The sequence below is a fragment of the Solwaraspora sp. WMMD792 genome, from assembly GCF_029626105.1.
In the GTDB taxonomy this organism is placed as follows: domain Bacteria; phylum Actinomycetota; class Actinomycetes; order Mycobacteriales; family Micromonosporaceae; genus Micromonospora_E.
Genome location: NZ_JARUBH010000009.1, coordinates 465307 through 491047, shown reverse-complemented (window position 1 = coordinate 491047; position 25741 = coordinate 465307). Strand labels below are relative to the sequence as shown.

Sequence of the window (25741 nt, the reverse complement as noted above, 5' to 3'; positions counted from 1 at the left end):
GTCGTTAACATCGATGATCAGCTCACCGACCAGCATCAAATGACCGCTGGCAGACCGCAGGCCACACCCCATCCCATCATCACGTTGCGTCAGATTCGGCGTACCAGTCGCCGGAATGACGGACGGCACGACGCCCCCCGGAGCGGGCCCTCGTGCCCTCGCACCCGCGCAACCGCCCGACGGGTGGTGGGAGGTGGCCGGCCCGTGGTCGCACCCCACTGTTGCCCGCCCCCAACGAGGAGACGGCATGCGTCGCAACACACCCATCATCGGACTGATCGCCGGCCTGATACTGGCGCTCGCGCTCGTGAACCCGGCGTCGGCGGCCCCGACCTTCCGCGCCCTGCTGTTCAGCAAGACCGTCGGATACCGACACGACTCGATCCCCGCCGGGATCGCCATGTTTCAGCAACAGGCGGCGGCCAACAACTTCGAACTGGTACACAGTGAGGACTCGAACGTCTTCACCCCAGCCAACCTGGCCACCTTCGACGTCCTCATCATGTTCCAGACCTCCGGCATGATCTGGACCTCGGCCGCCCAACGCCAGGCCGTAGAGGGGTACCTCGCCAGCGGCAAGGGCATCGCCGCCGTGCACAACGCCACCGATATGAACATCGAGGGCGAGTATCCGTGGTGGGACCAGACCGTCAACGGCGGCGTACACATGACGGAACACTCCCCCGGGGTGCTGCCGGGCACCGCCATCGTCGCCGACAAGGCGCACCCGTCGACGGCCGACCTGCCGGACCGCTGGAATCGCAGTGAGGAGTGGTACAACTTCAACGCCAACCCGCGGGGCGCCGTGCACGTCCTGGTGACCGCCGACGAACGGACGTACAACCCGGGCTCCCAGGCGATGGGGCCGGACCACCCGATCTCCTGGTGCCGTAACGTCGGAGGCGGTCGGGTCTGGGCCACCGCCATGGGACATGCCGTCGAGTCGTACAGCGAGACCCTCTTCCGTGACCACGTGCTCGGCGGCGTGAAGTGGGCCGCCGGCAACGAGCCCGGCGACTGCGGCGGCACCGTCTGGAACAACTTCGAAAAGCGCACCCTGGACAGCAACACCGTCGACCCGATGGCGCTGGCGGTGGCGCCCGACGGCCGCGTGCTCTACGTCCAACGCGGCGGCCAGGTGAAGATCTTCAAGCCGAGCTCGAACAGCACGGTCACCGCCGGCACCCTCAGCGTCTACACCGGTGGCGAGGACGGACTGACAGGAATCGCGCTGGACCCGGACTTCGCCAGCAACGGGTACGTCTACCTGTACCACTCGCCGGCGAGCAGCTCCACGGACATCAACCGGGTGTCCCGGTTCACCCTCACCGGCGACACGCTGAACATGTCCAGCCAGGTCACCATCATCGACATCCCGGCGTACCGGGACCGGACGTTCGCCGAGCCCGGCCACACCGGCGGGTACATCAGCTTCGGGCCGGACGGCAACCTCTACATCGGCACCGGCGACGACGTCGCGCCGAACCTCGACCCCAACTGGCAGGGCTACGCCCCGCTCGACTGGCGGCCGGGCAGGCACATGCTCGACGCCGCCCGGACCGCCGGCAACACCAACGACCTGCGTGGAAAGTTGCTGCGCATCAGGCCGTCGGCCGGCGGCGGCTACAGCATCCCGGCAGGCAACCTCTACCCCCAGGGGACGGCGTCGACCCGACCGGAAATCTACGCGATGGGCTTCCGCAACCCCTTCCGCTTTTCGATCGACCCGGACAACGGCTGGGTGTACCTGGCCGACTACGGGCCCGACCGCAACCCGCCCACCACCAACCGCGGCCCCGAGGGTCTGGTCGAACTGAACGTGATCAAGTCGCCCGGCAACTACGGGTGGCCGTTCTGCCACGGCGACAACCAGCCCTACGCGCCGTACAATCCGGACACCGGCGTCGTCGGCGCGAAGTTCAACTGCAACGCGCCGGTCAACAACTCACCCAACAACACCGGCCTGACCAACCTCCGTCCGGTCGTCGCACCCAACATGTGGTACGGCTACGGCACCTCGCCGACCTTCCCGGAGCTCGGCGCCGGCGGCTCCGGGCCGATGGGCGGGCCGGTCTACCGGTACGACGCCGCGAACCCGTCCGACACGAAGTTCCCGCCCTACTACGACGGCGTGCACTTCTTCTACGAGTGGTCACGCAGCTACGTCAAAGAGGTGCACTTCGACTCCGCGACAGCGGTGACCCGTACCAACCCGTTCCTGCCCAGCGCGGAGTTCAACAAGCCGATGGACCTGGAGTTCGGTCCGGACGGCTCGCTCTACCTGCTGGAGTGGGGCAGCAACTTCGGTGGCGGCAACAACGACTCCGGTCTCTACCGCATCGACTACATCCAGGGCGGAAGGTCACCGATCGCCAAGGCGACCGGTACGCCGACCAGCGGGTACGCGCCGCTGACGGTCCAGTTCAGCAGCGCCGGATCGGCCGACCCCGACCCCGGCGACACGATCAGCTACCAGTGGACCTTCGGCGACGGCGGCACCTCGACCGCGGCCAACCCGTCGCACGTCTACACCAGCAACGGCAACTACACGGCGCAGTTGACGGTCACCGACAACACCGGCCGGACCGCCTTCGCCAACGTGAACATCACCGTCGGCAACAGCGCGCCGGTGGTCACCATCACCACCCCGGCCAACGGCGGCATGCTCACCTTCGGTGACGAGGTGTCGTACACGGTCGACGTCTCCGACCCGGGCGGCGCACCGGTCGACTGCGACGATGTGCTGGTCAACCCGGCGCTCGGGCACGACGACCATGAACACGAGACCACGGACTACCCGGGTTGCTCAGGAACGATCCCCACCGAGCTGCTCGGCGGGCATCCCGACGGAGCCAACCTGTTCTACGCGCTCAACGCCCGGTACACCGACGACGGCGGCGACGGAGGGGCCGCACCGCTCACCGGCTACGCGAAGGTGATCCTCCAGCCGAAGCACAAGCAGGCCGAGTACTACAGCAGCCAGTCCGGCACCCGGGTCATCGATCAGGCCGGGGCGGAGAGCGGCAAGCGCATCGGGGACATCTCCAACAACGACTGGGTGGCGTTCACCCCGATGAGCCTGTCCGGTATCACCGACGTCAGGTACCGGCTGTCGTCGCCGTCCGGCGGCGGCTCGATCGAACTGCGCGCCGACTCGCCGACCGGCACGCTGCTGGCCACCACACCGGTTCCGAGCACCGGAGGCTGGGACAACTACCAGTCCACGTCCCCGGTGAACGTCGCCCCACTCGCCGGCACCCACACCCTCTACATGGTGTTCAAGGGAAGCTCGAACAACTGGTTCGACCTTGACTCGTTCACCTTCGGCGGAGCCGGAGTCGGCCAGCCGGACGATCCGCCGGGTGACGGGGTCGCCGGCCGGACGTGGACCATCGCCGCGCAGCACAGCAACAAGTTGATGGACGTCAACGGCGTCTCCACCGCCGACGGCGCTCAGATCCACCAGTGGGCGGCGACCGGCGGGAACAACCAGAAGTGGCAGGCCGTGGACGCCGGTGGCGGTGCGGTCTACCTCAAGGCCGTCCACAGCGGCAAGTGCGCGGAGGTCATCGGCGGATCCACCAGCGCCGGTGCCTTCCTCCAGCAGGCGACCTGTACCAACAGCAGCCAGCAGCGGTTCACCGCGACCCCGACCGGCACCACCGGGGTCTACACGCTGCGGAGCGTGCCGAGTGGGCTGTGCGTGGACGTCAACGGTGCCGCCACCGGCGACGGCGCGCGCCTCATCCAGTGGAACTGCCACCAGGGCCTCAACCAGCAGTGGCGGTTCAGCCCGGCCTGACGCGCCGCGGCGGCCGCGGTAGTCCGTGAAGCGGTTACCTACCGGACACCCGACAGCCGCCACTTCCAGGTGACTGGAAGTGGCGGCTGTCGTCCGGCTCCAGCGGCGAGCCGCGTTGGGGTCGGGGCCGCCAGTCAGGTGGCCGGTCGGGGTCAGGAGAACTGTGCGAAGAAGCGCCAGATCTCGCCCTTGGTCCAGGTCGTCACGCCGCTTTCGGCGTACGTCCCGTCCACCGGGCCCGGCATGTGCCCGTTGTCGAACGCCGCCCACTGAACCGGATACCCCGCCCGGCATCCCGAGTACGCCGTGGTGATGTGGGTACGGCTGCCAGCGCCCGGCTCCGGCGGGTTCTGGAAGGTGCATCCGTTGTTGCGGACGAAGGTGTCCCGCAGCGAACGGCCCTGGCCGATGCTGAGGACGTTGTCCGAGATGCCGTGCAGCCCGAAGTACGCGATCGGCTGGCTACCGCCGCTGCACCCGCTGATCTGCGCTCCGGAGATGACCGCGACGGCCCGGAAGACGTCGGCCCGCGCGCAGGCCAGGGCGTAGCTCATCCCGCCGCCCCAACTGAAGCCGAGCGCGAAGCGCTGTCGCGGGTTGACGCAGAGGCCGCTCTCGATCCGCCTGATCATGTCGTCGACGAACCTGACGTCCTCACCGCCGTTGTTCGCCCAGCCGTTGCCGAATCCCTGGGGTGCGACCAGGATCGCGCTGTTGTTCGACTGTTCCTGCTGGCCGTAGTAGGACCAGGCAGCCCCGCTGGTGCCGCCGGACGAGATGTCCTGCATGGTGCCGCCCCGCCAGTGGAAGGCGAAGATCAGCCGGTACGGGTTGTTGCTGTTGTAGTTGGCCGGCACCCGCAGGATGAACTGGCGGTTCTGGCCGTTGCTCTGGATCGTGTGGGTGCCGCTGGACAGTGTCGGAGCCCTGCCGCACCCGCTGTCGCCAGGTGGCGGCGGGTCACCGCCGCCATCCACGCGGACGAGTTGCCACTGCTGGTTGGCGCCGCCCCAGTCGTCGTACTGGACGATGTTGCCGCCGTCGGCGGTCGACGCGCCCTGGACTTCGAGGGCCTTGTTGCTGTGTCGGCTGATCAGCCGGACGTGGCCGCCGTCGGAGTCGGCGAGGCGCCACTGCTGGTTGGTGCCGTTGTGGTCGGTCCACTGGACGATGGCCGCGCCGTTGGCGGTGGACCACTCGTAGACGTCGAGGACCTTGCCGGAGTGGCGGGACTTCAGCCGGTAGTAGCCGCCGCCGGAGTCGACGAACTGCCACTGCTGGTTGGCGCCGTCGTTGCGGGACCACTGGCTGATCCGGGCCCCGTCGTCGGTGGCCAACCCGTACACGTCCAATGCCTTGCCGCTGTTGCGGTTGACCAGCACGTACCACGCGCTGGTGTCCACCGTGGCCGCGGCGGCGGGCGCCGCGTTCACGGTGATGAGCGCGCCTGCCGTCATGGCCAGGGTGGCCGCTGCGGCCACCGCCGACCGCCAGCCACGTCTGGATGGAGATTCCGGACGTGCAGCACTGACAGACTTCATGATCCACTCCTTCGATCGGATCACCCACGAGCGGACGGATGCGCGTGGGATTCAGGGGATGTGCCGGCGCCCTTGTGGTGGTGACGTCAGCACGTTGGACGTCGCACGGAAAGAGTCCGCGCGCGGTGCGGCGCGCTGAGCCCACGATCGAAGCAGGCCCCGGCAGACCGCGGCGGTGTGTCAGCAGGCTCCCGGCAGCCACCTGACCCGCTACCTCAGAAGTTAACGCTCACGACGTCATACGTCAAACGACCGACGTCGATCGGATCGATCGACCGCCGGGGATACTCAGAGTGTCTGGACTGGCGAAACAGGTGTCCTCGTCGGACAAGGCTCGGGCCGCTCACCTACGGAACAAGCATCCGGCTCACCGGATAGCCCGCGATGTTATCGATCACAGCCACTGCGTCGGTACGTCTGTGTCTTCCCCGCACGGGCCGGGAGTGTCCCGGCCGAGCCCCCAGCGGATCGCGGTCTCCACCGGTGAGTACGCGCCGTCGGCCCGCTCCAGTTCGTACGCAGCCGCAGGCATCAGCGGTGGCTGGGCCATGAAACGTGGCCGCGCCCCATGGTGCGGCTGCGCCGCGTGCACCAGGAACGGATGGCACAGGTAGACGTCCCCCGGGGACCCGGTGGCGATGGCGAGTGGCCGGTGCTCGGATGCCGCCACCAGCTCGGGTGCAAGAGCGAGGCCGCTCGCTCCGTTCTCCCCGTACTTCTCCAGCACTTTCGGCACGTCGAGGTGCGAGCCGACCCGGATCCGGGTCGGGGCGTCATCCGCACCGACCTCGCTGAACAGGAACAGCATCAGCAGCGCCCGGCCCCGGGAGCGAACATTGGTGAAGTACCAGCTCTCGCCCTCCGGCAGGTAGCTCCCCTCGATGTGCCAGCCCGCGTCGTCCGGCTCGCTGTCGTGCGGAAAGCGCAACGGGAACGTGCCGAGCGAGTACCGCGGCTCCCAGCGTCCCTCGCCGACGAGCAGGTCGTACGCGTGATGCAGGTAAGGCGAGTTGGGTGCGGCGGCGAACGGGCCCTGTGCCATGCCGGCCACCCAGTGCACGGGCCGCGTCCACGTCGCCGGATCGTCCGGTTCGCAGCCGGTCTCACGCCACAGCAGCCGCGCGCAGTCCGCGGCCACGCGCGGCGCGACGGCACCCGGCAGCTTCACGAAGCCGTCGCGGAGAAAGCGGGACACCAGGGTCGTGTCGTCCATGCCCCCATCGTGCGACAGCACCGCTCCCGACCAACCGACATGTTCTGTACCGGTTCTGTCGGGCGACGCCGCCGGCATCGGCCGTAGTTTCCGACCCGTGGGTCTGCGGGTGAGTAGCCGCAATGCGCGGTTTCAACAGTGGGAAGCTCTCCTCGGCAACCGGAGCAAGCGGCAGCGGCGCGGCGAACTCCTCGTGCAGGGCGTACGCCCGATCAGCATGGCACTCGAACACGGCTGGCAGATCCGCGAGCTGTTGCACGCCGACAGCTGCCACCTGTCCGACTGGGCACGCCGGACCCTGGACACGGTCCCGGCCGAGAAGATCGCCGTCACCCGGGAGCTGATGCACGAACTGGGTGGCAAGGCGGACACGGTCCCCGAACTGCTGGCCGTGGTCGCGATCGCCGACGACGACCTGCGCCGCATCCCGGTCGGACCGACCATGTACGTCGTCGTGTTCGATCGGCCCACCAGCCCCGGCAACATCGGGAACCTGATCCGCTCCGCGGACGCGTTCGGCGCATCCGGGGTCATCGTCACCGGCCACGCGGCCGACGTGTACGACCCGAAGGCGGTCCGGGCGAGCACCGGCTCACTGTTCGCCCTGCCCGTGGTCCGGGTGCCCACCCACCAGACCGTTCTGTCCTGGGTCGCTGACATCCGTGCCGGCGGCATCGACATCGGCATCGTGGCGACCGATGAGCGCGGCGATCGGGTGGCCGCCGACCACGACTTCACGCAGCCGACGCTGACGGTGATCGGCAACGAGACCACCGGCATCAGCGCCGGCTGGCGGGCAGCCTGCGACCAGCTCGTCCGGATTCCCATGGTCGGCTCCGCCAGCTCCCTGAACGCGGCGACCGCCGCGACTGTCGTGCTGTACGAATCGGCCCGCCAGCGAATCGGGACGCACCTGCCACACAGCCGGCCAGTACCTTGACGAGTACGCAGCCGGACCGGCTGCTGATCAGCCGAGGGTCATCGGCACCCGGCTGATTTCTTCGGCCACCACCGTCACCCGCCGGGTCGCGGCGACGTCCTCGCCCGGAATCCGTACGGTGAATTCGTACTCCCCCGGTGGCAGATCGGTCCAGGTGTACTCACCACGCGCGTCGGTCATCCGGGCGATGTCCTCGGACAGTTCTGCGGGCATCGGCCAGTCGACCGTACGGACCTCCACCGGGATCACCGGCAACGGTTCACCCGCCGGGTTCCGTACCTCGATGATCGCCGTACCCCGACCGGCCGCTGAACCCGGCGACGCCGAGGAAACGTCCCGCTGGTCGGAGACCGGGGCATCCGGGCTGGTCGGTGCCGACGGCTCGGACGAACGCGATGATTCGGTCGCGCAGCCCGCCACCAGCAAGCTGACGAACAGCACCGGCAGAAGCGCTCGTCGTACTGGTTTCATGGCCAGTCCTCGTTTCGCGGCCAGTCGTCGTTTCATGGCCAGTCTTCGCATCACGCCATTGTTCGATCACACAGAGTATCAAGAACCTGTGGCGAGGTGCTGGGCGTCGCCGCCGTGCCGACCCCGTCCGGCGACCGGGTTGTGCGGTCACCGGACAGGGCCGTCCGTCGTACTACAGGTCGCGCCAGTAGAGGAAGTTGTTGAACACAGGCTCGGTGATGCGCGGTCCGCTGTTGTGGTTGTTGTTCGGGGCGCCGCTGCCGTGGAAGCCGTGCGCGTGTACCGCCACCGCACAGGGGCCGCAATCGGTGACCGCATACGTGTAGACCGGTCCGCCGCTGTTACCGCCGACCGTGTCGTGATGGTAGAACAGCTCGGTGGACTGGGTCACCCGGATCTGGTCGGAGCTGGCCCACTGGGTGCCGAAGGACTTGTCCCCGCTGTACCCCCGGTTGTAGGTCGACGTGCCGTTCTGGCTGGCGGAGGTCCACATGAACCCGAAGGTTCCGGTGCTGTTGCCGACCGTGCAGTTGAGCTTCATCGCACCGTAGTCGTAGCCGTTGGTGAAGCTGTTCACCCATCCCCCGACCGAGTGCAGGCTGGCCACGCTGCACGAGCCGTACGGCGTGGAACCGCCGTCGCGTCCCGGCCAGACGGTGAACTCGTTGCGCGGGTACCACGCGGTGCCGTTACGGGGATAGACGCAGTGCCCAGCGGTGATCAGCGTGTCGGCACCGATCATCCAACCGGTGCAGTGTCCCCGGGTGACGCCACCGGAGGTACGGGTGATCTGGACCGTGGAGCTCGCCGGCCACCAGTCCGCCGGGGTCGTCTGGTAACGGTTGTCCGTACCGATGATGCTGCTGATGCCGATCTCGCCCGGCTCGGTCTTGCCTTCGACCTCAGCGGCGGGCACCCGGTCCGTCCCGTCAGCGCCGCGCCGCGCCGCCGGACGGGTGGCCCGTACCATCGTCTCGTCGATCCGCTCGGCGAGGACCGCCGGGTTGATGGTTTCGCCCGTGTCGGAGACCGGGGTGACCATGTCGACAGTGCTGGTGGGTGTGGCCGCGGCGGGTGTCGCCGCGGCAGCCAGCGCCAACGCCGCCGTCGCGACGAGGACACCGAGCGTCCGGCGTGCCATGTTGTCCATGGAACCTCCCGATGATGAGGTGGGTGTCCGGTGGTCTCTACTCGGACGTATTCCCATAGGTGAATCATCATCGTCTTCTCCCGACCGGCGAGGCTTCTGTCCTTGAACCAACAGTTATTCGACGACAGTCGATGAGACCATCGGGCGGCAGGCATCGACCGGTTGTCGGCACGATCGGATAGCCGACAGACGCGCCCGGCCGCATCGGCGACTCCGTAGCCTTCTCGTCGCGAAACAGGAGGAGGCTGCGTGTCGCAGGTACGTGTCGAGGTCACTTTCACACCGCTGACCGGCGATGACGATTTCGTTCTCGACCAGCTCACCGAGGAGTTGGCAGACGATCTTCGTGAGGTCGGGGAGGTACGGCGCATTCCGCTCGCCCCCGGTCCGGCGAGCAAAGGCATCGCGGAGCTGGCCCTGGCAGCCGTCACCGTACTGACCAGCGTCGACCCCTCATACGTACAGTCGCTGGTCGATGTGATCGCGGCGTTCCTGCAACGCCACACCGGCCGCCGCGTCCAGCTGCGCGTCGGCGACGTCGAGTTGACGATCGACCAGCCCACCCGGGGAGAGACCGCCGAACTGATCGAGACGGTACGGGCCGCGATCGAAGCGGGCCACCGCTGATGGGCCGGCACGCGCTGCTGCTCGGCACAGCCAGCTACCACGCCGATCGGCGACTCCCGGCACTGCCCTCGGTACGCCAGGACGTCACCCAGCTCAAGACGCTACTCGACGGCAGCGGCGGCTTCGACACCGTCGACGCCCAACTGGACCTGCCGGTCGCACACCTACGCCAGGTCGTCGAGGAATTCTACGGCCGGTGTGGCAGAGACGACCTGGCCCTGCTGTACTACTCCGGACACGGCGTGCTGCACGAGGACCGGGAGTCGCTGTTTCTCACCGCCACGGATTCCCACGCCGGACAGCTGCACGCCACCGCCTTCGACGTCGACGGCACCCTGCGGCATCTGCTGAACAACACCAAGGCCAGTCAGAAGGTCGTCCTGCTCGACTGTTGCTTCTCCGGAGCCTTCACCGCACGGCACAGGTTCCGGGGCGGCGTACGGGAGGAACCTCGCCGGGGCAAGCGCGAACGAGGCACCTTCGTCCTGACCTCCAGCACGCACATGAAGGCGGCAAAGGCGCAAGGGCCCGATCGGCCGTCGGTGTTCACCGAGGTGCTGCTCGAGGGGTTGCGCGGCGCGGCCGGCGGATCCGCCGACGGCTGGGTCACCACCAACGACCTCGCCCGTTACGCGATGACCGAGATGGCCCGACGTCGGCAGCACTCGCCGGTCGAATCGAGCGAGGGGGTGACCGAACCCATCCGGCTGGTCACCGCGCCGGACTCGGCGGCCGCCCAGGCGCGACCTGACACCGGCCCGACCAGCCCCGCCGACGACGCCCCGTTCGACGCTGACCAGTGGCGCCGCCTGATCACCTACTACGTCAACTGCATGGAGCGCTCGGCCGCCCTGCGGTCCTTCATCGACCCGCAGGCGGTCAGCACGTACGTTCCGGCACCGGCGGGTGCCGAGGCGGTGTTCACGGCGGCCTCGCCGGTCCGGTTGACCGGCCGGGCATCCGCGCTGGCCGCCCGGGCCCGCGACGACGGCAAGGAGTTGCAGTACGGCTATCCGGTCGTCGCGGTCCGACCCGCCAGGCAGCAGCCGGTACGGTTGACGCCGCTACTGATCTGCGACGTCACGGTGGGCACCGACAATGTCGTGCACGCCTGCTTCCCGCCACGGCCCGGCCCGGCGCTGCTCGACCTGCTGCAGTTGTCCGACGTGGAGTCCGACGAACTGCTGCAACGGGTCGAGCAGGTCTTCGTACCCGGTGACCCGGCGGCCCTCACCGCCACCGTCGACCTGCTGATGAAGACGTTCGGTATGACTCCGGTGGCGGACCTCGACCCGACTGCGCTGGTCGGCCCACCGCGACCCGGGCCACTCGACCGGGTGCAGAACGCCGCGCTGCTCTACTCCGTCGACGCCACGGCCTCACCGCAGCAGCAACTCGTCGTCGACCTGCAGAGCATGATCAAGAATCCACGGCTCATCGACCGGACGGCGTTGGCAACCCTCGCGGCGGGCCCGGGCGAGGAGGCTCCGGCACCGATCGCGACCGTCGCACTGGCTCCGGCCAACGAGGCGCAGGAGGAGATCATCCGGGCCGCGATGTCGCAGCCGTTGACCGTCGCGCAGGGTCCACCGGGGACGGGTAAGAGCCAACTGGTCACCGCGCTGCTCGCCACCGCCACCGCCGCCGGCCAGAGCGTGCTGATCGGCTCCACCAGCAACCAGGCGGTGGACGCGGTGTTCGGCCGGGTCGGCGAGCTGGTCGGTCCCGGGCTGGTGCTGCGCACCGGGAACAAGGAGCATCGGCTGCAGGAGCCGAAGCACATCGCCGACCTGTTCGCCGCGTACCCGCCGGCCGAAAGCCACCTGGCGCCCGACGATCGGACACCGCTGTACGAACTCCACCTGATCGCCGACGAAATCAACGGCCTGCGGCAGAGCCTGGACGATCAGCGGCTGCTCGAACGCGACCTGGCCGACCTCGCGGCCGAGCGCCGACCGGGGCTGCGCCGCGAACACCGGGCCGGCCACGAGCACCGGGCCGGCCGCGATGCCGCAGCGGTCGAGCTGCCGGACGACGACGCGGCGCTCGCGCGGCTGCACCAACTCACTGACCGTGCCCTGAACAGCCGGTGGCTCGGCTGGTGGTACCGCTGGCGGCTACGTCGGCACGGCGCCGACGACCCGGATGCCATCCGGACCCTCGGTGAACGTGCCGTCATCGAGCTGCGGTGGCGGGACTGTCGGCGCCAGGCCGACGCGCTGCCCACTGCCGAGACGTCCTGGCAGCGGTTGACCGAACTCATCGGCGTCGAGCGGCCCAGGCGCAGCATCGAACTGCTGCGCGCCCAGATCGCTCATCGGGTGACGTCCGGGGCCCGGCTGCTGCAGAACCGGGCCGACGAGATGGCCAAGGCCAAGCCGGACAGCTGGGCCTACTTTCCGGAGCTGCTCCGGGTGCTGCCGGGCTGGGCCGTGACGGCGCTCTCCGTGCGATGGATGCGGCGGGAACCGGCGATGTACGACCTCGTCGTGATCGACGAGGCCGCGCAGTGCACCGTACCGGCGATCCTGCCCATGCTGTACCGCGCCAAACGGGCACTGATCATCGGTGACCCCCGGCAGTTGCCGCCCGTCGTCGAGCTTACCGACGCCGACGATCTCGCCGAACAGGTCAAGGCCGGGCTGGGCACCGAATGGTTGAACACCCGACGGCTGCGCTACGCACGCCATTCGGCGTACGACGCGTTCGCCGCAGCGGCCGGCACGGCCTATCTGCTCGACGAGCACTACCGCTGCCACCCGGACATCGTCGACGCCCCGAACCGGGAGGTGTACCAGGGCCGGCTCACCGTGTTGACCGATCCGGCCCGACTGACCGCGCCCGCCGAACCGGCCGTACGGTGGCGCGACGTGCCGGGCACGTACAGCTACGGACCGACCGGGTCCGGACGCAACGACGTCGAGATCGCGGCGGTGGTGACCGAAGTGGCCGAGCTTCGCGCGGCCTTCCCGGAGGCATCCATCGGAGTAGTCACACCGCTCGCCGCGCAGCAGCGCGGCCTGAAGTCCGCGCTTTATGCCGCCGACCTGTCCGAGAACCTGCTCTGCGCGACCATCCACCGGTTCCAGGGCAGCGAACGCGACATCATGGTCGTCTCACCGGTCGGTGCCCACGGCATCGGTGACCGCACCCGGGACTGGCTCGCCCACCAGACGAACCTGTGGAACGTCGCCATCACCCGGGCCCGGTCCCAGCTCGTCGTCGTCGGCGACCGGTCGTGGTGGTCGGGCCAACGGGGCCTGCTCACCGCCGTGGCCCTCGGCCACAGGTCGACCGCAGCGCTGCCGGACGCCGCCCCGGGGCCCGCCGATCAGCTGCACCGTGCCCTGCGCGAGGCCGGGGTCGCCGTACAACGGGACGTCGCCGTGGCCGGGCAGACCGCCGATCTCGTCATCCGGCAGGCTGGTCGGGAGATCGCCGTCTACGTCGACGACCCGGCCGGCGATCCGTCCGGTCGCGCCCTGCGCAAGGTCCTCGCCCGCCTCGACGTCGCCGCCCACCACGGCACCGTCCGCCGGGTGCCCGCATGGCGTTGCCTGGCCGAACCGGAGCAGGTGGCTACGGAACTGTCCGAGCAGCTCGGTCAACTGGATGGTTGGCCGAGCAGTTGAATTCCACTGCCCGCCCGCCCGGGTTCCACGTACGTCGCTGAGATGCTGCCGCCACGACCGGGAGCAGGAAATTCCTTGCCGGGCGGGCGGCGGCCGACCGTAGCATGACCAGCTATGGCTGACACCTCTGCGGGCTTCGCCGTTCCGTCGGCACCGTCGTTGAACGGGCTGGAAGACAAGTGGGCGCGTCGCTGGGAGGAGCAGGGCGTATACCGGTTCGACCGGTCCGCCGACCGAGCCGGGGTGTACTCCATCGACACACCGCCGCCCACGGTCAGCGGGTCGCTGCACGTCGGTCACGTGTTCTCGTACACCCACACCGACGTCATCGCCCGGTATCAGCGGATGCGCGGCAAGGCGGTGTTCTACCCGATGGGCTGGGACGACAACGGCCTGCCCACCGAGCGCCGGGTGCAGAACTTCTTCGGGGTGCGCTGCGACCCCTCACTGCCGTACGACCCGGATTTCACCCCGCCGGAACAGCCAGGCAAGTCGGAGATTCAGGTGTCCCGGCGCAACTTCATCGAGTTGTGTGAGCGGTTGACGGTCGCCGACGAGCAGGTGTTCGAGCAGCTGTGGCGGCGGTTGGGGCTGTCGGTCGACTGGCAGCTGACCTATCAGACCATCGACGCCGACGCGCGGCGGGTGTCGCAGCGGGCGTTTCTGCGCAACGTCACGCGCGGTGAGGCGTACCTGTCCGAGGCGCCGACGCTCTGGGACGTCACGTACCGGACCGCGGTCGCGCAGGCGGAGCTGGAGGACCGGGAGCGGCCCGGGGCGCAGCATCGGGTGGCGTTCCACCGGCCGGACGGCAGCCCGGTGCACATCATGACCACCCGGCCGGAGTTGCTGCCGGCATGCGTGGCACTGGTGGCGCATCCGGATGACGAGCGGTACCGCGACCTGGTGGGCGCCACCGTCCGTACCCCGCTGTTCGGGATCGAGGTCCCAGTCACCGCGCACCGGCTCGCGGCCCCCGACAAGGGCACCGGCATCGCCATGATCTGCACCTTCGGCGACCTGACCGACGTGCTGTGGTGGCGCGAGCTGCAGCTGGCCACCCGGCCGATCGTCGGCCGGGACGGGCGGGTCCTGGCCGACCCGCCGCCCGGCCTGGACGACCCGCAGGCACGCGCGGCCTACGCCGAACTGGTCGGGGCCACCATGCACACCGCCCGGGAACGGGTGGTGGCGCTGCTGCGCGCGTCCGGCGAGCTGGTCGGTGAGCCAGAGAAGATCACGCATCCGGTGAAGTTCTACGAGCGCGGCGACAAGCCACTGGAGATCGTCACGACCCGGCAGTGGTACCTGCGCAACGGGGGCCGGGAAACCGATCTGCGGGAGGCCCTGTTGGACCGGGGCCGGGAGCTGGCCTGGCAGCCGGAGTACATGCGGGCCCGCTACGAAGGCTGGGTCGGCGGCCTGACCGGGGACTGGCTGGTCAGCCGGCAGCGGTTCTTCGGGGTGCCGATCCCGGTCTGGTACCCCCTCGACGAGCATGGCGAGCCGGTCCACGACCAGCCGATCCTGCCCGACGAGACGGCGTTGCCGGTGGACCCGAGCGTGGACACTCCGCCGGATTACCAGGCCTGGCAGCGGGGAACCCCCGGTGGCTTCGTCGGCGACCCGGACGTCATGGACACCTGGGCCACGTCCTCGTTGACGCCGCAGATCGCCGGCAAGTGGGGCACCGACGACGACCTGTTCCTGCGGGTGTTCCCGATGGACCTGCGGCCCCAAGCGCACGAGATCATCCGGACCTGGCTGTTTTCCAGCGTCGTACGGTCGCATCTGGAGCATGACAGCCTGCCGTGGTCGCATGCGGCGATCTCCGGCTGGGTCCTCGACCCGGACCGCAAGAAGATGTCGAAATCCAAGGGCAACGTCGTCACTCCGCTGGCGCTGCTGGAGGAGTACGGATCCGACGCGGCCCGCTACTGGGCGGTCAACGGCCGCCCGGGCACCGACACCGCGTTCGACACCGGGCAGATGAAGGTCGGTCGCCGGCTGGCGATGAAGATCCTCAACGCCAGCCGGTTCGTGCTCGGCCTGGGCGCTCCCGCCGAGTCGGCCACCGTGACCGAAGCGCTGGACCGGGCGATGCTGGCGGAGCTGGCCAGCGTGGTCGAGGACGCCACCGCCGCGCTGGACGGCTACGACTACGCCCGCGCCCTGGAAGGCGTCGAGCAGTTCTTCTGGCGGTTCTGCGACGACTACCTTGAGCTGGCCAAGAGCCGGGGGTACGGCGAACGCGGCTCCGCCCCAGCCGAGTCCGCCCGCGCCGCGCTGACCATCGCTCTGGCCACGCTGCTGCGACTGTTCGCGCCGTTCCTACCCTTCGTCGCCGAGGAGGTGTGGTCCTGGTGGCACACCGGCACGGTGCACCGGGCTGCCTGGCCGACGGGTGACGAGCTGCGGGCGGCGGCCGATGGTGCCGACTCGACGGCGCTGACCGTCGCCAGCCAGGTCATCGCCGCGATCCGCAAGGCCAAGTCGGAAGCGAAGCTGTCTATGCGGGCGAACGTGTCGAAGGTCCTGGTCCGTGCCGAGCCGGCGATGCTGGTCGCACTCGGCGACGTCGCGGAGGATCTGCGTGCCGCCGGCCGGGTCGCCTCGCTCGACACCGAGGAAGCTGGCGAGCCGGGCCTGAGCACCCAGGTGACGGTGTAGCAGCGAGCAGTCGTACCAGTAGTAGGAGTTCGAATAAAGCCCCGGCCGGGCGAAAGAGCCTGGTCGGGGCCTTGTCGTCAGGTACGCCCGTGTAGGACGTGAACCTACGCCCTGCGGATCGAGGGCTTGGCCTGTGGTCACTCGTGAAGGGCTCATGTGGGTAGCGCATCTTAGCCATAACCAGGAGCCTTGCAAACCTACCCTTTCCGACGCACCGAACTGACGGAAAGTGGGATCGCCCGGCCCCTTTTCGGGGCATCGCACCCCGCAACCGGCCGGTAAAATCCGGTCGACGCCAGGGACGTCCAATAACAAGCAAAGAACTTCCAGTAATCCTTAGCGCCCTTCCATCCACCCGACGACAAGGAGTCTGCTTCATGGAATTCGATGAACGGGTCGCCGCCCTCGCCACAAAGGTCAGCAATCAACGGGATGCGATTCAGACGGAAGAAGCCGCCAAGAACGCTTTCGTCATGCCGTTCATTTCGATGATTCTTGGCTACGACGTATTCGACCCGCTGGAGGTCATACCGGAGTTCACCGCTGACGTCGGAACCAAGAAGGGCGAGAAGGTCGACTACGCGATCATGCACGCCGGCGAGGTGCAGATTCTCATCGAATGCAAGCAACCACGCGACCCCCTGAAGATCGAACACGCATCGCAGCTCTACCGGTACTTCTCCGTCACGAACGCCCGTATCGCCATCCTCACCAACGGTCAGGTCTACCACTTCTACACCGACCTTGACGCACCCAACAAGATGGACACCAAGCCCTTCCTCATATTCGACTTGGAGGACATCGACGACACCCTCCTGCCGGAGTTGCGGAAGCTTACAAAAGAAGTTTTCGATCTCGATTCCATCATCAGTGCAGCGGAGGAACTGAAGTACCTCGGACAGTTCAAGCGCTCGATGGCAAAGCAGTTCGAGGAGCCCGAAGACGAGTGGATCAGATTCTTCGCAGCCAAGGTGTACGAGGGCTCGCTGACCCAAAAAAGACGGGAGCAGTTCCGGCCAATTGTCGCCAAGGCCGCCTCCCAGTTCATCAGGGATCAGGTGAACGAACGACTGAAAGGCGCACTCCACGCGAACCCTCCCAAGCAGGCTACTGGGGGGCATCCCGAGGCACTCGAAAGCGAGGAGGTTGCACTCGGCGATGTCGCACGCGACACGGAGGTCGACACCACACTCGAGGAATTGACCGGGTATCAGATCGTCAAGGCGATCGCGTGTAGCGACGTCAAGCCCCAACGCGTCGTAGGCCGCGATGCGAAGTCATACTTCGCGATCATTCTCGACGACAACAACCGCAAGCCCATAGCGCGACTGCACTTCAACGGAAAGGCCCGGAAGTATATCGGAACCTTCGATGCCGACAAGACAGAGACCCGCCATCTGATCAGCTCGCTTGACGACATCTATCTGCATGCGGAAGCGATACGGGTTGCGGTCAGGGCATTCATGGGTGACGGGGGCGACAAGAACCGCTGAGACTCGACTCGAACCCGACAGCCTGGTTCGAGGCAGGATCGGGCGCGAGGCAACCGCAGGCGCCTGCCGGGCGAGAGCGACACCTGCGCTCTCCCCGGCAGGCGCTGGAAAGACTCCGACTCCGGTCTCGCGTAGACGTCTTATAGCAGGTGATGCCTACGGGCGTAGGCCGAGAAGTCTGCACCCGAGCAGGGTAGACGAGCACTCGTCGCTCTCAAGGCGTCGATGAGGTTGCCCGCACCCACCTCAGTCTGTTTGCCGGTCCGACAAGCTGCCGCGAGAAGCCAGATCGTGCCATGCACTTCTGCCCGGTAGGCACGGGCGACCTTGGTGGCCTGCCGATCATCCGTGATTGCGATACCTCTCCGCAGCTCAGCAGCAGCGAGAACGGATGCCTCACCGAGATTGCGCTCCTCAGCACCAAGTCTTTTGACCCATACGGTGAAGCATCGAATCTCATCAAGAGTGTCCAGCTGAGCTCGCTTCAGCCAGTCCACCTCACATGCAGCCATCAGCTCTGGTCGGTTTACGGCTCCCGACCGCAACTCTTCCATGACCACCTGCGTTGTCCAGCAGTCAGCATCCATAAGCAGATCGCGCAGGACCTCCAACCGGTCAGCAAGGGCAAAGTGATGCAAGAGCATCGCATCGAGCACAAGGACCGAACCCGGCGGCATCGGCAGACTCACGGAGCGGTCTCCAGGTCATCCTCATCAGGCAGGTCCGCATCAGTGATCTGGCCATACATCAACTCGACCGCCCTGGCCCGAGTGATTCGACTGGCCCGCCACGCCTCGATCACCGCATGCGCATAGCCCGGTGACACGCGCACCGAGGCAAGATCGGGCTGAGGCACCCAGCCTAGAGCCTCCATGAACTCTGCCCGAGTGGGCCGCGGGAAGGTCCAAGCCCGACGGGTCGCGGAATCAATTACCCCGGCCTGCTCAGCCTGACGTAATGCCAATACCCAGGAGGTGCGGTACCGAGCGGCGTAATTAATCAGCAGGTCCCGGCTCACGCGCCCATCGTTCGGGGATCCGGCCATGGCGTTGAGCGGTAACAGCAACTCAGCAGCGAATGCGTCGATCACCCCTTCGCGCTCCGCGCGAGACGTGCTGACTCCCAGATCACTGGAGTATTCGTCCCCAATAACCAAATGTCCAAGCTCGTGTGCGGCGGTAGCTCGTCGACGGCCAGGATCACCTTGTGCGCTCACAACCGCAACAGCCACCTCCCCCTGGATGAGGGACGCGCCATCGCCTGGCAGATCAGCTACAAGGACCCACTGCCCTGCACGCTCACAGATCTCCGTGATGCTACCCACCGGTTCATCGCCAAGATGAAGTTGCTGCCGCAACCAGTGCGCTGCTTGCCTCGCATCAGTCTCGGATGTCACCGTACCCGGGTAACGAAGTAGCGGAACCGTCTGGAGAGTGCCGATGTCTACCAGCTGCTGCACATCGCGCAGCCAGCCGACCAGGGCGATCTCCAAGCGCTCAGAAGACCGCGCCGCCTCGGTGTCCGTCTCTTCCGTCAGTACCGCAGACCGTCGGGACAGCACCGCTGGCTGCGGCTCGATCAGATACTCCATCGACACCTCGAGCGCACGGGACAGTCGTGCCAACTCCACCGCGTCGAGGCGCCTGCTACCAGCCTCAACCTTGGCCAGCATGGTTCGATCTAGCCCCACGCGATCGGCAAGGTCCTGCTGCGATATGCCGACCGACAGACGCGCCTGCCGGACCTGCTCGCCGATGCGGTGCCAGTCCTGCTGTTCCCCAGCCATGGTGCGATAATCGCACACCTCGAGCCGGAACGGGTCGACACAGGGGTTTCCGAACGCCGACCATGGCCCTAGATCCTCCCAGCGTTGTCCGCGCGCCGCCGCGCTCGTACCGCCAAGCCTGCACATCAGACACGCAACCGACGTACGACACCGGGGTGGCTGGCTCGCCGGGCTGCCGCCGAGAGTCCGCCAGCCCGGCGAGCACCCAGCCGGCCGTACGGCGTACGGCAAAAGGCCCCGACCGGGCGGAAACCGCCTGTTCGGGGCCTTGGTGTCTGGTACGCCGCGTAGGACTCGAACCTACAACCCGCGGATTAAGAGTCCGCTGCTCTGCCAGTTGAGCTAGCGGCGCTCGCTGACAACGCGGGCAACCCTAGCATGTCCGGCCGTCCGGCTTCCAACCAGTTGCCGGCAACGAGCCGTCTGTCCGGCGGACCTGCCCATGTGCGCGGATCTGGCACCCTTCCGGATCAGGCACGAAGGGCATGGCGGGTGATGCACGATGTCGGCAGGGACGGAACAAGGAACGGGGACTGGCATGCACAAGGTCAGGAGGGGTTGGTCGGTCGCGGTGACACTGGCAGTCATCGCACCGGCGGCACTGGCAGGGTGTGGATCGGACAAGACGCCACGATTCGTCAACGGCCAGGTGGCCACGGCGAGTCCGACACCCCCGCCGGAGCCGTTCGAGTTCGCCATCGCGCCGAAGGCGGACGCGAAGAACCTGCCGATCAGCACGGAGATCGGCACCACGGTGAGCGGCGGGGAGGTCACCTCGGTGACCCTCGTCGAGGACGGTGGCGGCGAGGTCAGCGGCAGTATGCGGGAGGACGGCACCGCCTGGGTGCCGGACAAACCACTCAAGAATCAGAAGAAGTACACGGCGACTGTCGTCGCGACCAGCAGCACCGGGGAGGAGGAGACCAAGACCACGTCGTTCACCACGATGGGCAAGTCCGGGTCGCAGACCGGCACCGGCCTCTACCTGTTCGACGGACGGACGTACGGGGTGGCGATGCCGGTGGTGGTCGAGTTCTTCCCCGGCATCCCGGAGCAGGAGCGGGCCAGCGTACAGAAGCGGATGTTCGTCAAGACCGACCCGCCACAGCCGGGCACCTGGTACTGGGTGTCCAACGGTACCCAGGCGTTCTACCGGGCTCCGGACTTCTGGCAGGCCGGCACGACGGTGACCGCCCGGATCGCGCTGGATGGTCATCCGACCGGTGACGGCCGGTACGGGGACATGGACCGGGGCGCCACCGCGAAGATCGGCGACAAGGTGACCGTGGAGGTCGACAACGCCACCAAGCAGCTGTCGATGTTCAAGAACGACAAGCTGGTCAAGCAGATGCCGGTCAGTCTCGGCAAGCCGAGTACGCCGTCGTCGAGCGGCACCATGGTGGTGATGGACAAGCAGGAACAGACCGTTTTCGACACTTTCGCCGAGTTGGGCCCGGAGGAGGGCTACCGGACGGACATCTCGTTCGCCCAGCGGATCACCTGGGGTGGCGAGTTCATCCACGCCGCCCCGTGGTCGGTCGGCGACCAGGGGGTACGCAACGTGTCACACGGTTGTGTCAACCTGTCGATGGCCAACGCCGAGTGGCTGTTCAACCAGACGAAGGTCGGTGACCCGATCACGGTCAAGGGCACCGAGCGGGAGCTGGCGGACGGCAACGGCTGGACCGCCTGGAACCTCACCTGGGACGAGTTCGTCAAAGGTAGTGCGTTGCCGGTTCCGGCCGATCTGCAGCCGGCAGGGGCTGGTTCACCGACACCGACGGCACCGACGCCGGTACCGACAGCAACGTCCGGGTGACGGTCGATGCGGTGCCGGTCGGCGTCAGATCGGCACAGTATGACATCTGAATAACTGCCAAATACGCATGAACGAGACACGGCTGGCCGAACGGACCGGATGATCCGGGAAATATCGGTCAGCCGTGTCGATGTTGCATACGTTGAGGCACGAACCCGGGAGTTGCCCCACTGCGTCTTTGATGGACGATGGGATCCGGGGACCGAACTTCGTGAGGGGATCATGCGAGTCAGCCGCTTCCAGGTAAAGCCGCGCACCGGGCGGGCGCGACCGCCCGTACCGCGGGTTGTCACGGCCGTCGCGCTCGCCGCCGCGCTCGCCCTCACCGGTGCCTGCACCGGCGCCGGCGACGCCCCCACCTGGCAGGGCGGCACGGAGGCCGACCCGAGCCCACAGGCCCAGGCGACGATCACCGAGCCGGCCGCCGACGCCACCGACGTGCCCGCGTCGACGGCGATCACGTTCACCACGACCGAGGCGGCGCAAACCACGGTGGAGTTGACCGACGCCGACGGCAACCCGGTGCCGGGCGAGGTCGATGCCGACGGCACCGTCTTCCTGCCAAACGGGCAGTTGGAGTACGACGCCGCGTACACCGCGACGGTGACGGTGACCGGCGACGACGGCGAGACCACCGTGACCAGCCACAACTTCCGGACCATGGCCCAGCCGGGCAACCAGGTACGGGTGTCCAGCTTCCTGGGCGACGGCAACGTGGTCGGCGTCGCGATGCCACTGATCCTGCGGTTCAGCCGGGACATCCCGCAGGACTACCGCGACGACGTGCAGCGACGGTTGGGCGTCGAGACCGAGCCCGCCCAGGAGGGCATCTGGTACTGGGTGAGCCCCACCGAGGTCCAGTTCCGGCCACGCGAGTTCTGGCAGGCCGGCACCCAGCTGTTCTACAAGGCGCAGACCGGTGGCCTACCGATGGGCGACGGCTGGTACGGCCGCAACGACCTGACCGTGGACGCCGAGGTCGGTGCGGCGCTGGTGATGACGGTGGACAACGCCAGCAAGACGATGGTGGTCACCAAGGACGGCGAGACGATCAAGGAGATCCCGGTCAGTCTCGGCAAGCCGAAGACGCCCTCCTCCAGCGGCACCATGATCGTGATGGAGAAGCTGAAGGAGACCGTCTTCGACACGTACGAGGAGCTGGGCCCGGAGGAGGGCTACCGGACGGACATCGAGTACGCCCAGCGGCTGACCTGGGGCGGCGAGTTCATCCACGCTGCCCCGTGGTCGGTGGCCGACCAGGGGGTACGCAACGTGTCACACGGCTGCGTCAACATGTCGATGGACAACGCCAAGTGGCTGTTCAACCAGACCAAGGTCGGTGACCCGGTCACGGTCAAGGGCACCGAGGTCCAACTCGCCAACGGCAACGGTTGGACCGTGTGGAACCTCAGCTGGGACGAGCTCGTCGAAGGCAGCGCTCTGCCGTACGAGCCGGCGACGTCCGAGCCGGAGTCCACCGAGTCGACGCCGGGCGGTGCCGCCGGCGGATCCGCAACCGGCTCGGACCCGCAGGGCTGACCCGTCCCGTCCGGGTCGGGCACCCGGCCCGCCCCGGACGACGACCGGCACCGAGCGAAAGCGCCCGGCCAGGATCTCCCTGGCCGGGCGCTTCGGTATGGGGTGACTGAAGGGACTTGAACCCTCGACACCCGGGACCACAACCCGGTGCTCTACCTGCTGAGCTACAGCCACCAAGAACCACACCCGGCAGACTGCCGCGTGGGGTGCCGACCAATGATAGCCCTACCGGCGGGCATCACGTCGAGCGGGTTCCGCCGGGCCGGCCCAGCCGCCATCCAGCGGCCGGTCATTCGGCGGCGGTCAGAGGCCGGCGGCGATCGCCTTGGCCGCGTCGACGTCCGGGCCGGGCAACGGCACGAAGATCGACCGCCGGTAGTACTCCAGCTCCCGGATGCTCTCCCGGATGTCCGCCAGCGCCCGGTGCGACAGCCCTTTGGCCGGCTGCCCGAAATAGACCCGGGGGTACCACCGGCGGCACAACTCCTTGATCGACGAAACGTCGATCATGCGGTAATGCAGGTAGGAGTCGAGTCGCGGCATATCTCGGGCGATGAACCCCCGGTCGGTGGCGATCGAGTTGCCGCACAGCGGCGCGGTCTTCGGCTCCTGCACGAAGCTGGTCACGTACTCCAGCACCCGGTCCTGCGCCTCGGCGAGGGTGACCGCCGAACGCCGCACCTCCTCGGTCAGCCCGGACTTGGCGTGCATCTCCCGCACCACGTCCGGCATCCCGGCCAGTGCCTCCTCGTCGGCGTGGATCACCAGGTCGACGCCGTCACCGAGCACGTTGAGGTCGGAGTCGGTGACCAACGCGGCCACCTCTATCAACGCGTCCCTGCCGAGGTCGAGCCCGGTCATCTCACAGTCGATCCAGACAAGAAGATCCGCCACGCGGACAGCCTACGCGGCACCGTCCAGCAGCCTGCCAGGTCACCGGCGGCGGCCCCCGCTAGGCTCGCGGGCGTGCCCGCCGACACCCTCCCGGACGGCCCCGCGCCGCGTCCCGTCGACGACAGATCCCGCACGCCGCGCCGGGTCGCGGTCGTCGTCGCGCTCAGCGCCGCCGTGATCGCCGCCCTGATCTGGTACGGCAACCGGCACGACTTCTACGACCTGAAGATCTACCTGAGCGCGATGCGCTGGTGGGCCGACGGCAACCCGCTGTACGACTACGTTCAGCCCGACATCGTGCAGGGCCAGCTCTACTTCACCTATCCCCCGTTCACCGCGCTGTTGCTGCGCCCGTTCGCGGCCGTGGGCGCCGGGACCGCCGCCGCCGTGTTCACCGTCGGCACGCTGCTGGCGGTGGTGGTCACCACGGTCTGGCTGGTCACCCCGATCGCCCGCCGGCGCGGTCTGCCGCGCTGGTGGCTGGCCGGTCTGGCGGTACCGCTGGTGGTGCTGATCGAGCCGACCCGGGAGACGATCTTCCTCGGGCAGATCAACATGCTGCTGGTCGTGCTGATCCTGGCCGACCTGCTGTTCGCCGTACCGAAGCGGTCCCGCTGGGCCGGCGTCGGCATCGGCCTGGCGACGGCGATCAAGCTGTTCCCGGGGATCTTCATCGTCTACCTGCTGGTCACCCGCCGGTGGCGGGCGGCGCTGGTGTCCTGCCTGGCGGCGGCGGCCGCCACCGGGCTCGCCGCGGCGGTCGCCCCGGCGGAGTCGTGGCGGTTCTGGTTCACCGAGCTGTGGAGCACCGACCGGGTGGGGCGCAGCGACTACACCGGCAACCAGTCGCTGCAAGGGCTACTCGCCCGGCTGGCCGCTCCGGCCGAGCCGGACCGGCTGGTCTGGCTGGTGCTGGTGACCGTCGCCGCCGGCTACGGGCTGTGGCGCGCGGCCCGTGCGGTACGGGCCGGCGACGAGCTGGCCGGGCTGACCCTGACCGGTCTGGTGGCCGCGCTGATCGCACCGATCACCTGGCCGCACCACGTCTACTGGTTCGTCCCGGCGCTGATCGTGCTCCTCGACGCGGCGCTGCCGGACCGCCCGCTGGTCGCCGCCGGGCCGCAGCCGGCGGCGGCCCGGCGCGGAGTCCGGGCCGCCGGACCGGCGGCGTCGGTGGCGTTGGCGGCGGTCATCTTCGCGGCGCTGGTCGTCGGTGTCGTGTCACTGATCGACTGGGGGCACGCGAAGGTGCCGACCGACGATCCGGCCACCTTCGTGTTGCGCAACCTGTACGTGCTGGCGGCCGCGGTGTTGCTGGTCAGTCTGCCGATCCGCCGCCACCCGACGTCGACTCCGGGCGGGTAGCGGCCGCTGGGACAGGTGCCGGAGCAGGCGTCGGGCGGCGGGTCCGGGCGAACGCCAGCCCGCCGAGTGCCAACCCGCCGAGGCCGGCGAGCAGCCCGACGATCCCCACCCCGAGCGCGGCACCGTTGCCGCCGGTGTCGCTTTCGCCGGCGTCGCTGCCGGTCGCGGCGTCGTCGGCCGGCGCCTCGTCGTCGACTGGTTCCTGACCGCCGCCGCCGACGGCCGGGCTGTCCTCCTCAGCCGAGGTCAACGTGAGCACGCTGGCCGGGGTGGCCGGCTCCTCCTCACCGGGCACCGGAACCTCGATCCACCGCACCACGGTGCCGTCGGAGTAGGTCTGCAGCGACTTGAAGACCAGTTGCTCGGCCTCGGGCAGCGGGCCGAGGGAGACCGGGAACTCCACGAACTCACCCGGCTGCACCCCGTCCTGCGGGCTGTCGGCGGTCCACACGATCCGGGACACCGCCTCGGTGATCTGCGCCCCGTGCACCTCCAGCGGTGGGTCCACCGGCGCCACCTGCACGTCGGCGGTCCAGCCCGGCACCCTGGCCAGCGACACCGAGGCGACCGGCGCGTCCTCCGGCAGGACCACCTCGACCTCGACGGTGCTGTGTTCGTCGCTCTCGTTCGGCACCCGGAACGCCAGCCGGGCGTAGTCGCCGACGGTGGCCTGCGACGGGTTGACCGTGATGTGCGCGGCCGCCGGGGCGGCCAGGCCGAGGACGCCGACGAGGACGGCCGCACCGGCGAGCGCCGTGGCGCGGACCGGTGTGCGTCGGTGACGGAGCATGAAGTAGCC

General features: G+C 68.2%; 17 protein-coding genes and 2 tRNA genes. 9 read left to right on the top strand and 10 right to left on the bottom strand.

The window, feature by feature from the left end:
• Positions 1 to 247: 247 nt before the first annotated feature.
• Positions 248 to 3802: a ThuA domain-containing protein gene (locus O7629_RS03720; protein WP_278167492.1), complete on the top strand. Its 3555-nt coding sequence runs from the start codon at positions 248 to 250 to the stop codon at positions 3800 to 3802.
• Positions 3803 to 3954: 152 nt separating this feature from the next.
• Here the strand turns inward: O7629_RS03720 and O7629_RS03715 are convergent, their stop codons facing one another.
• Entirely contained in the window at positions 3955 to 5259 is a 1305-nt protein-coding gene (locus O7629_RS03715) for an RICIN domain-containing protein (protein ID WP_278174391.1), read from the bottom strand.
• Between the two features lie 478 nt (positions 5260 to 5737).
• Positions 5738 to 6556 (bottom strand): phytanoyl-CoA dioxygenase family protein, encoded by an 819-nt coding sequence (locus O7629_RS03710; RefSeq protein ID WP_278167491.1) that lies wholly within the window; start codon positions 6554 to 6556, stop codon positions 5738 to 5740.
• A 109-nt stretch (positions 6557 to 6665) separates the two neighbouring features.
• On the opposite strand from O7629_RS03710, the gene O7629_RS03705 reads away from it, so the two are divergent.
• A complete protein-coding gene (locus tag O7629_RS03705; RefSeq protein WP_278167490.1) occupies positions 6666 to 7496 on the top strand; it encodes a TrmH family RNA methyltransferase in 831 nt (276 codons plus the stop codon).
• 27 nt (positions 7497 to 7523) lie between these two features.
• On the opposite strand, the gene O7629_RS03700 is transcribed toward O7629_RS03705, so the two are convergent.
• Both O7629_RS03700 and O7629_RS03695 read right to left on the bottom strand, forming a co-directional pair.
• On the bottom strand, positions 7524 to 7967 hold the full coding sequence (locus tag O7629_RS03700) for a carboxypeptidase-like regulatory domain-containing protein (RefSeq protein WP_278167489.1): 444 nt from the start codon (positions 7965 to 7967) through the stop codon (positions 7524 to 7526).
• A 172-nt stretch (positions 7968 to 8139) separates the two neighbouring features.
• Entirely contained in the window at positions 8140 to 9117 is a 978-nt protein-coding gene (locus O7629_RS03695; protein ID WP_278167488.1) for a trypsin-like serine protease, read from the bottom strand.
• A gap of 249 nt (positions 9118 to 9366) precedes the next feature.
• On the opposite strand from O7629_RS03695, the gene O7629_RS03690 reads away from it, so the two are divergent.
• From O7629_RS03690 to O7629_RS03675, 4 genes are all read left to right on the top strand, one after another.
• Positions 9367 to 9744: a hypothetical protein gene (locus tag O7629_RS03690; protein ID WP_278167487.1), complete on the top strand. Its 378-nt coding sequence runs from the start codon at positions 9367 to 9369 to the stop codon at positions 9742 to 9744.
• Entirely contained in the window at positions 9744 to 13376 is a 3633-nt protein-coding gene (locus tag O7629_RS03685; protein ID WP_278167486.1) for an AAA domain-containing protein, read from the top strand. Before O7629_RS03690 ends, O7629_RS03685 begins: the two co-directional genes overlap by 1 nt.
• 114 nt (positions 13377 to 13490) lie before the next feature.
• On the top strand, positions 13491 to 16046 hold the full coding sequence (gene valS / locus O7629_RS03680; protein ID WP_278167485.1) for a valine--tRNA ligase: 2556 nt from the start codon (positions 13491 to 13493) through the stop codon (positions 16044 to 16046).
• Between the two features lie 377 nt (positions 16047 to 16423).
• The gene (locus O7629_RS03675; protein ID WP_278167484.1) at positions 16424 to 17539 is read left to right on the top strand and encodes a type I restriction endonuclease; all 1116 of its coding nucleotides are present in this window, start codon (positions 16424 to 16426) and stop codon (positions 17537 to 17539) included.
• A gap of 140 nt (positions 17540 to 17679) precedes the next feature.
• On the opposite strand, the gene O7629_RS03670 is transcribed toward O7629_RS03675, so the two are convergent.
• From O7629_RS03670 to O7629_RS03660, 3 genes are all read right to left on the bottom strand, one after another.
• Positions 17680 to 18228, bottom strand: a complete 549-nt coding sequence (locus O7629_RS03670; protein WP_278167483.1) for a hypothetical protein — start codon at positions 18226 to 18228, stop codon at positions 17680 to 17682.
• Positions 18225 to 19325, bottom strand: coding sequence for an XRE family transcriptional regulator (locus tag O7629_RS03665; RefSeq protein ID WP_278167482.1), 1101 nt, complete (start codon positions 19323 to 19325; stop codon positions 18225 to 18227). The genes O7629_RS03670 and O7629_RS03665 overlap by 4 nt, the downstream gene beginning before the upstream one ends.
• 276 nt (positions 19326 to 19601) lie before the next feature.
• Positions 19602 to 19677: transfer RNA gene (locus O7629_RS03660), tRNA-Lys, on the bottom strand.
• Between the two features lie 186 nt (positions 19678 to 19863).
• On the opposite strand from O7629_RS03660, the gene O7629_RS03655 reads away from it, so the two are divergent.
• Positions 19864 to 21144, top strand: a complete 1281-nt coding sequence (locus O7629_RS03655; RefSeq protein ID WP_278167481.1) for an Ig-like domain-containing protein — start codon at positions 19864 to 19866, stop codon at positions 21142 to 21144.
• 222 nt (positions 21145 to 21366) lie between these two features.
• A complete protein-coding gene (locus O7629_RS03650) occupies positions 21367 to 22683 on the top strand; it encodes an Ig-like domain-containing protein (protein WP_278167480.1) in 1317 nt (438 codons plus the stop codon).
• A gap of 98 nt (positions 22684 to 22781) precedes the next feature.
• Here the strand turns inward: O7629_RS03650 and O7629_RS03645 are convergent.
• Both O7629_RS03645 and orn read right to left on the bottom strand, forming a co-directional pair.
• A tRNA-His gene (locus O7629_RS03645) sits at positions 22782 to 22857 on the bottom strand.
• Between the two features lie 129 nt (positions 22858 to 22986).
• On the bottom strand, positions 22987 to 23577 hold the full coding sequence (gene orn, locus O7629_RS03640) for an oligoribonuclease (protein ID WP_278167479.1): 591 nt from the start codon (positions 23575 to 23577) through the stop codon (positions 22987 to 22989).
• Between the two features lie 174 nt (positions 23578 to 23751).
• Between orn and O7629_RS03635 the strand changes: the two genes are divergently transcribed.
• Complete coding sequence (locus O7629_RS03635) at positions 23752 to 24942, top strand: glycosyltransferase 87 family protein (RefSeq protein ID WP_278174390.1); 1191 nt, start codon at positions 23752 to 23754, stop codon at positions 24940 to 24942.
• Here O7629_RS03635 and O7629_RS03630 read toward each other — a convergent pair.
• Positions 24896 to 25732: a YcnI family protein gene (locus O7629_RS03630; RefSeq protein ID WP_278167478.1), complete on the bottom strand. Its 837-nt coding sequence runs from the start codon at positions 25730 to 25732 to the stop codon at positions 24896 to 24898. The genes O7629_RS03635 and O7629_RS03630 overlap by 47 nt on opposite strands.
• Positions 25733 to 25741: the final 9 nt, after the last annotated feature.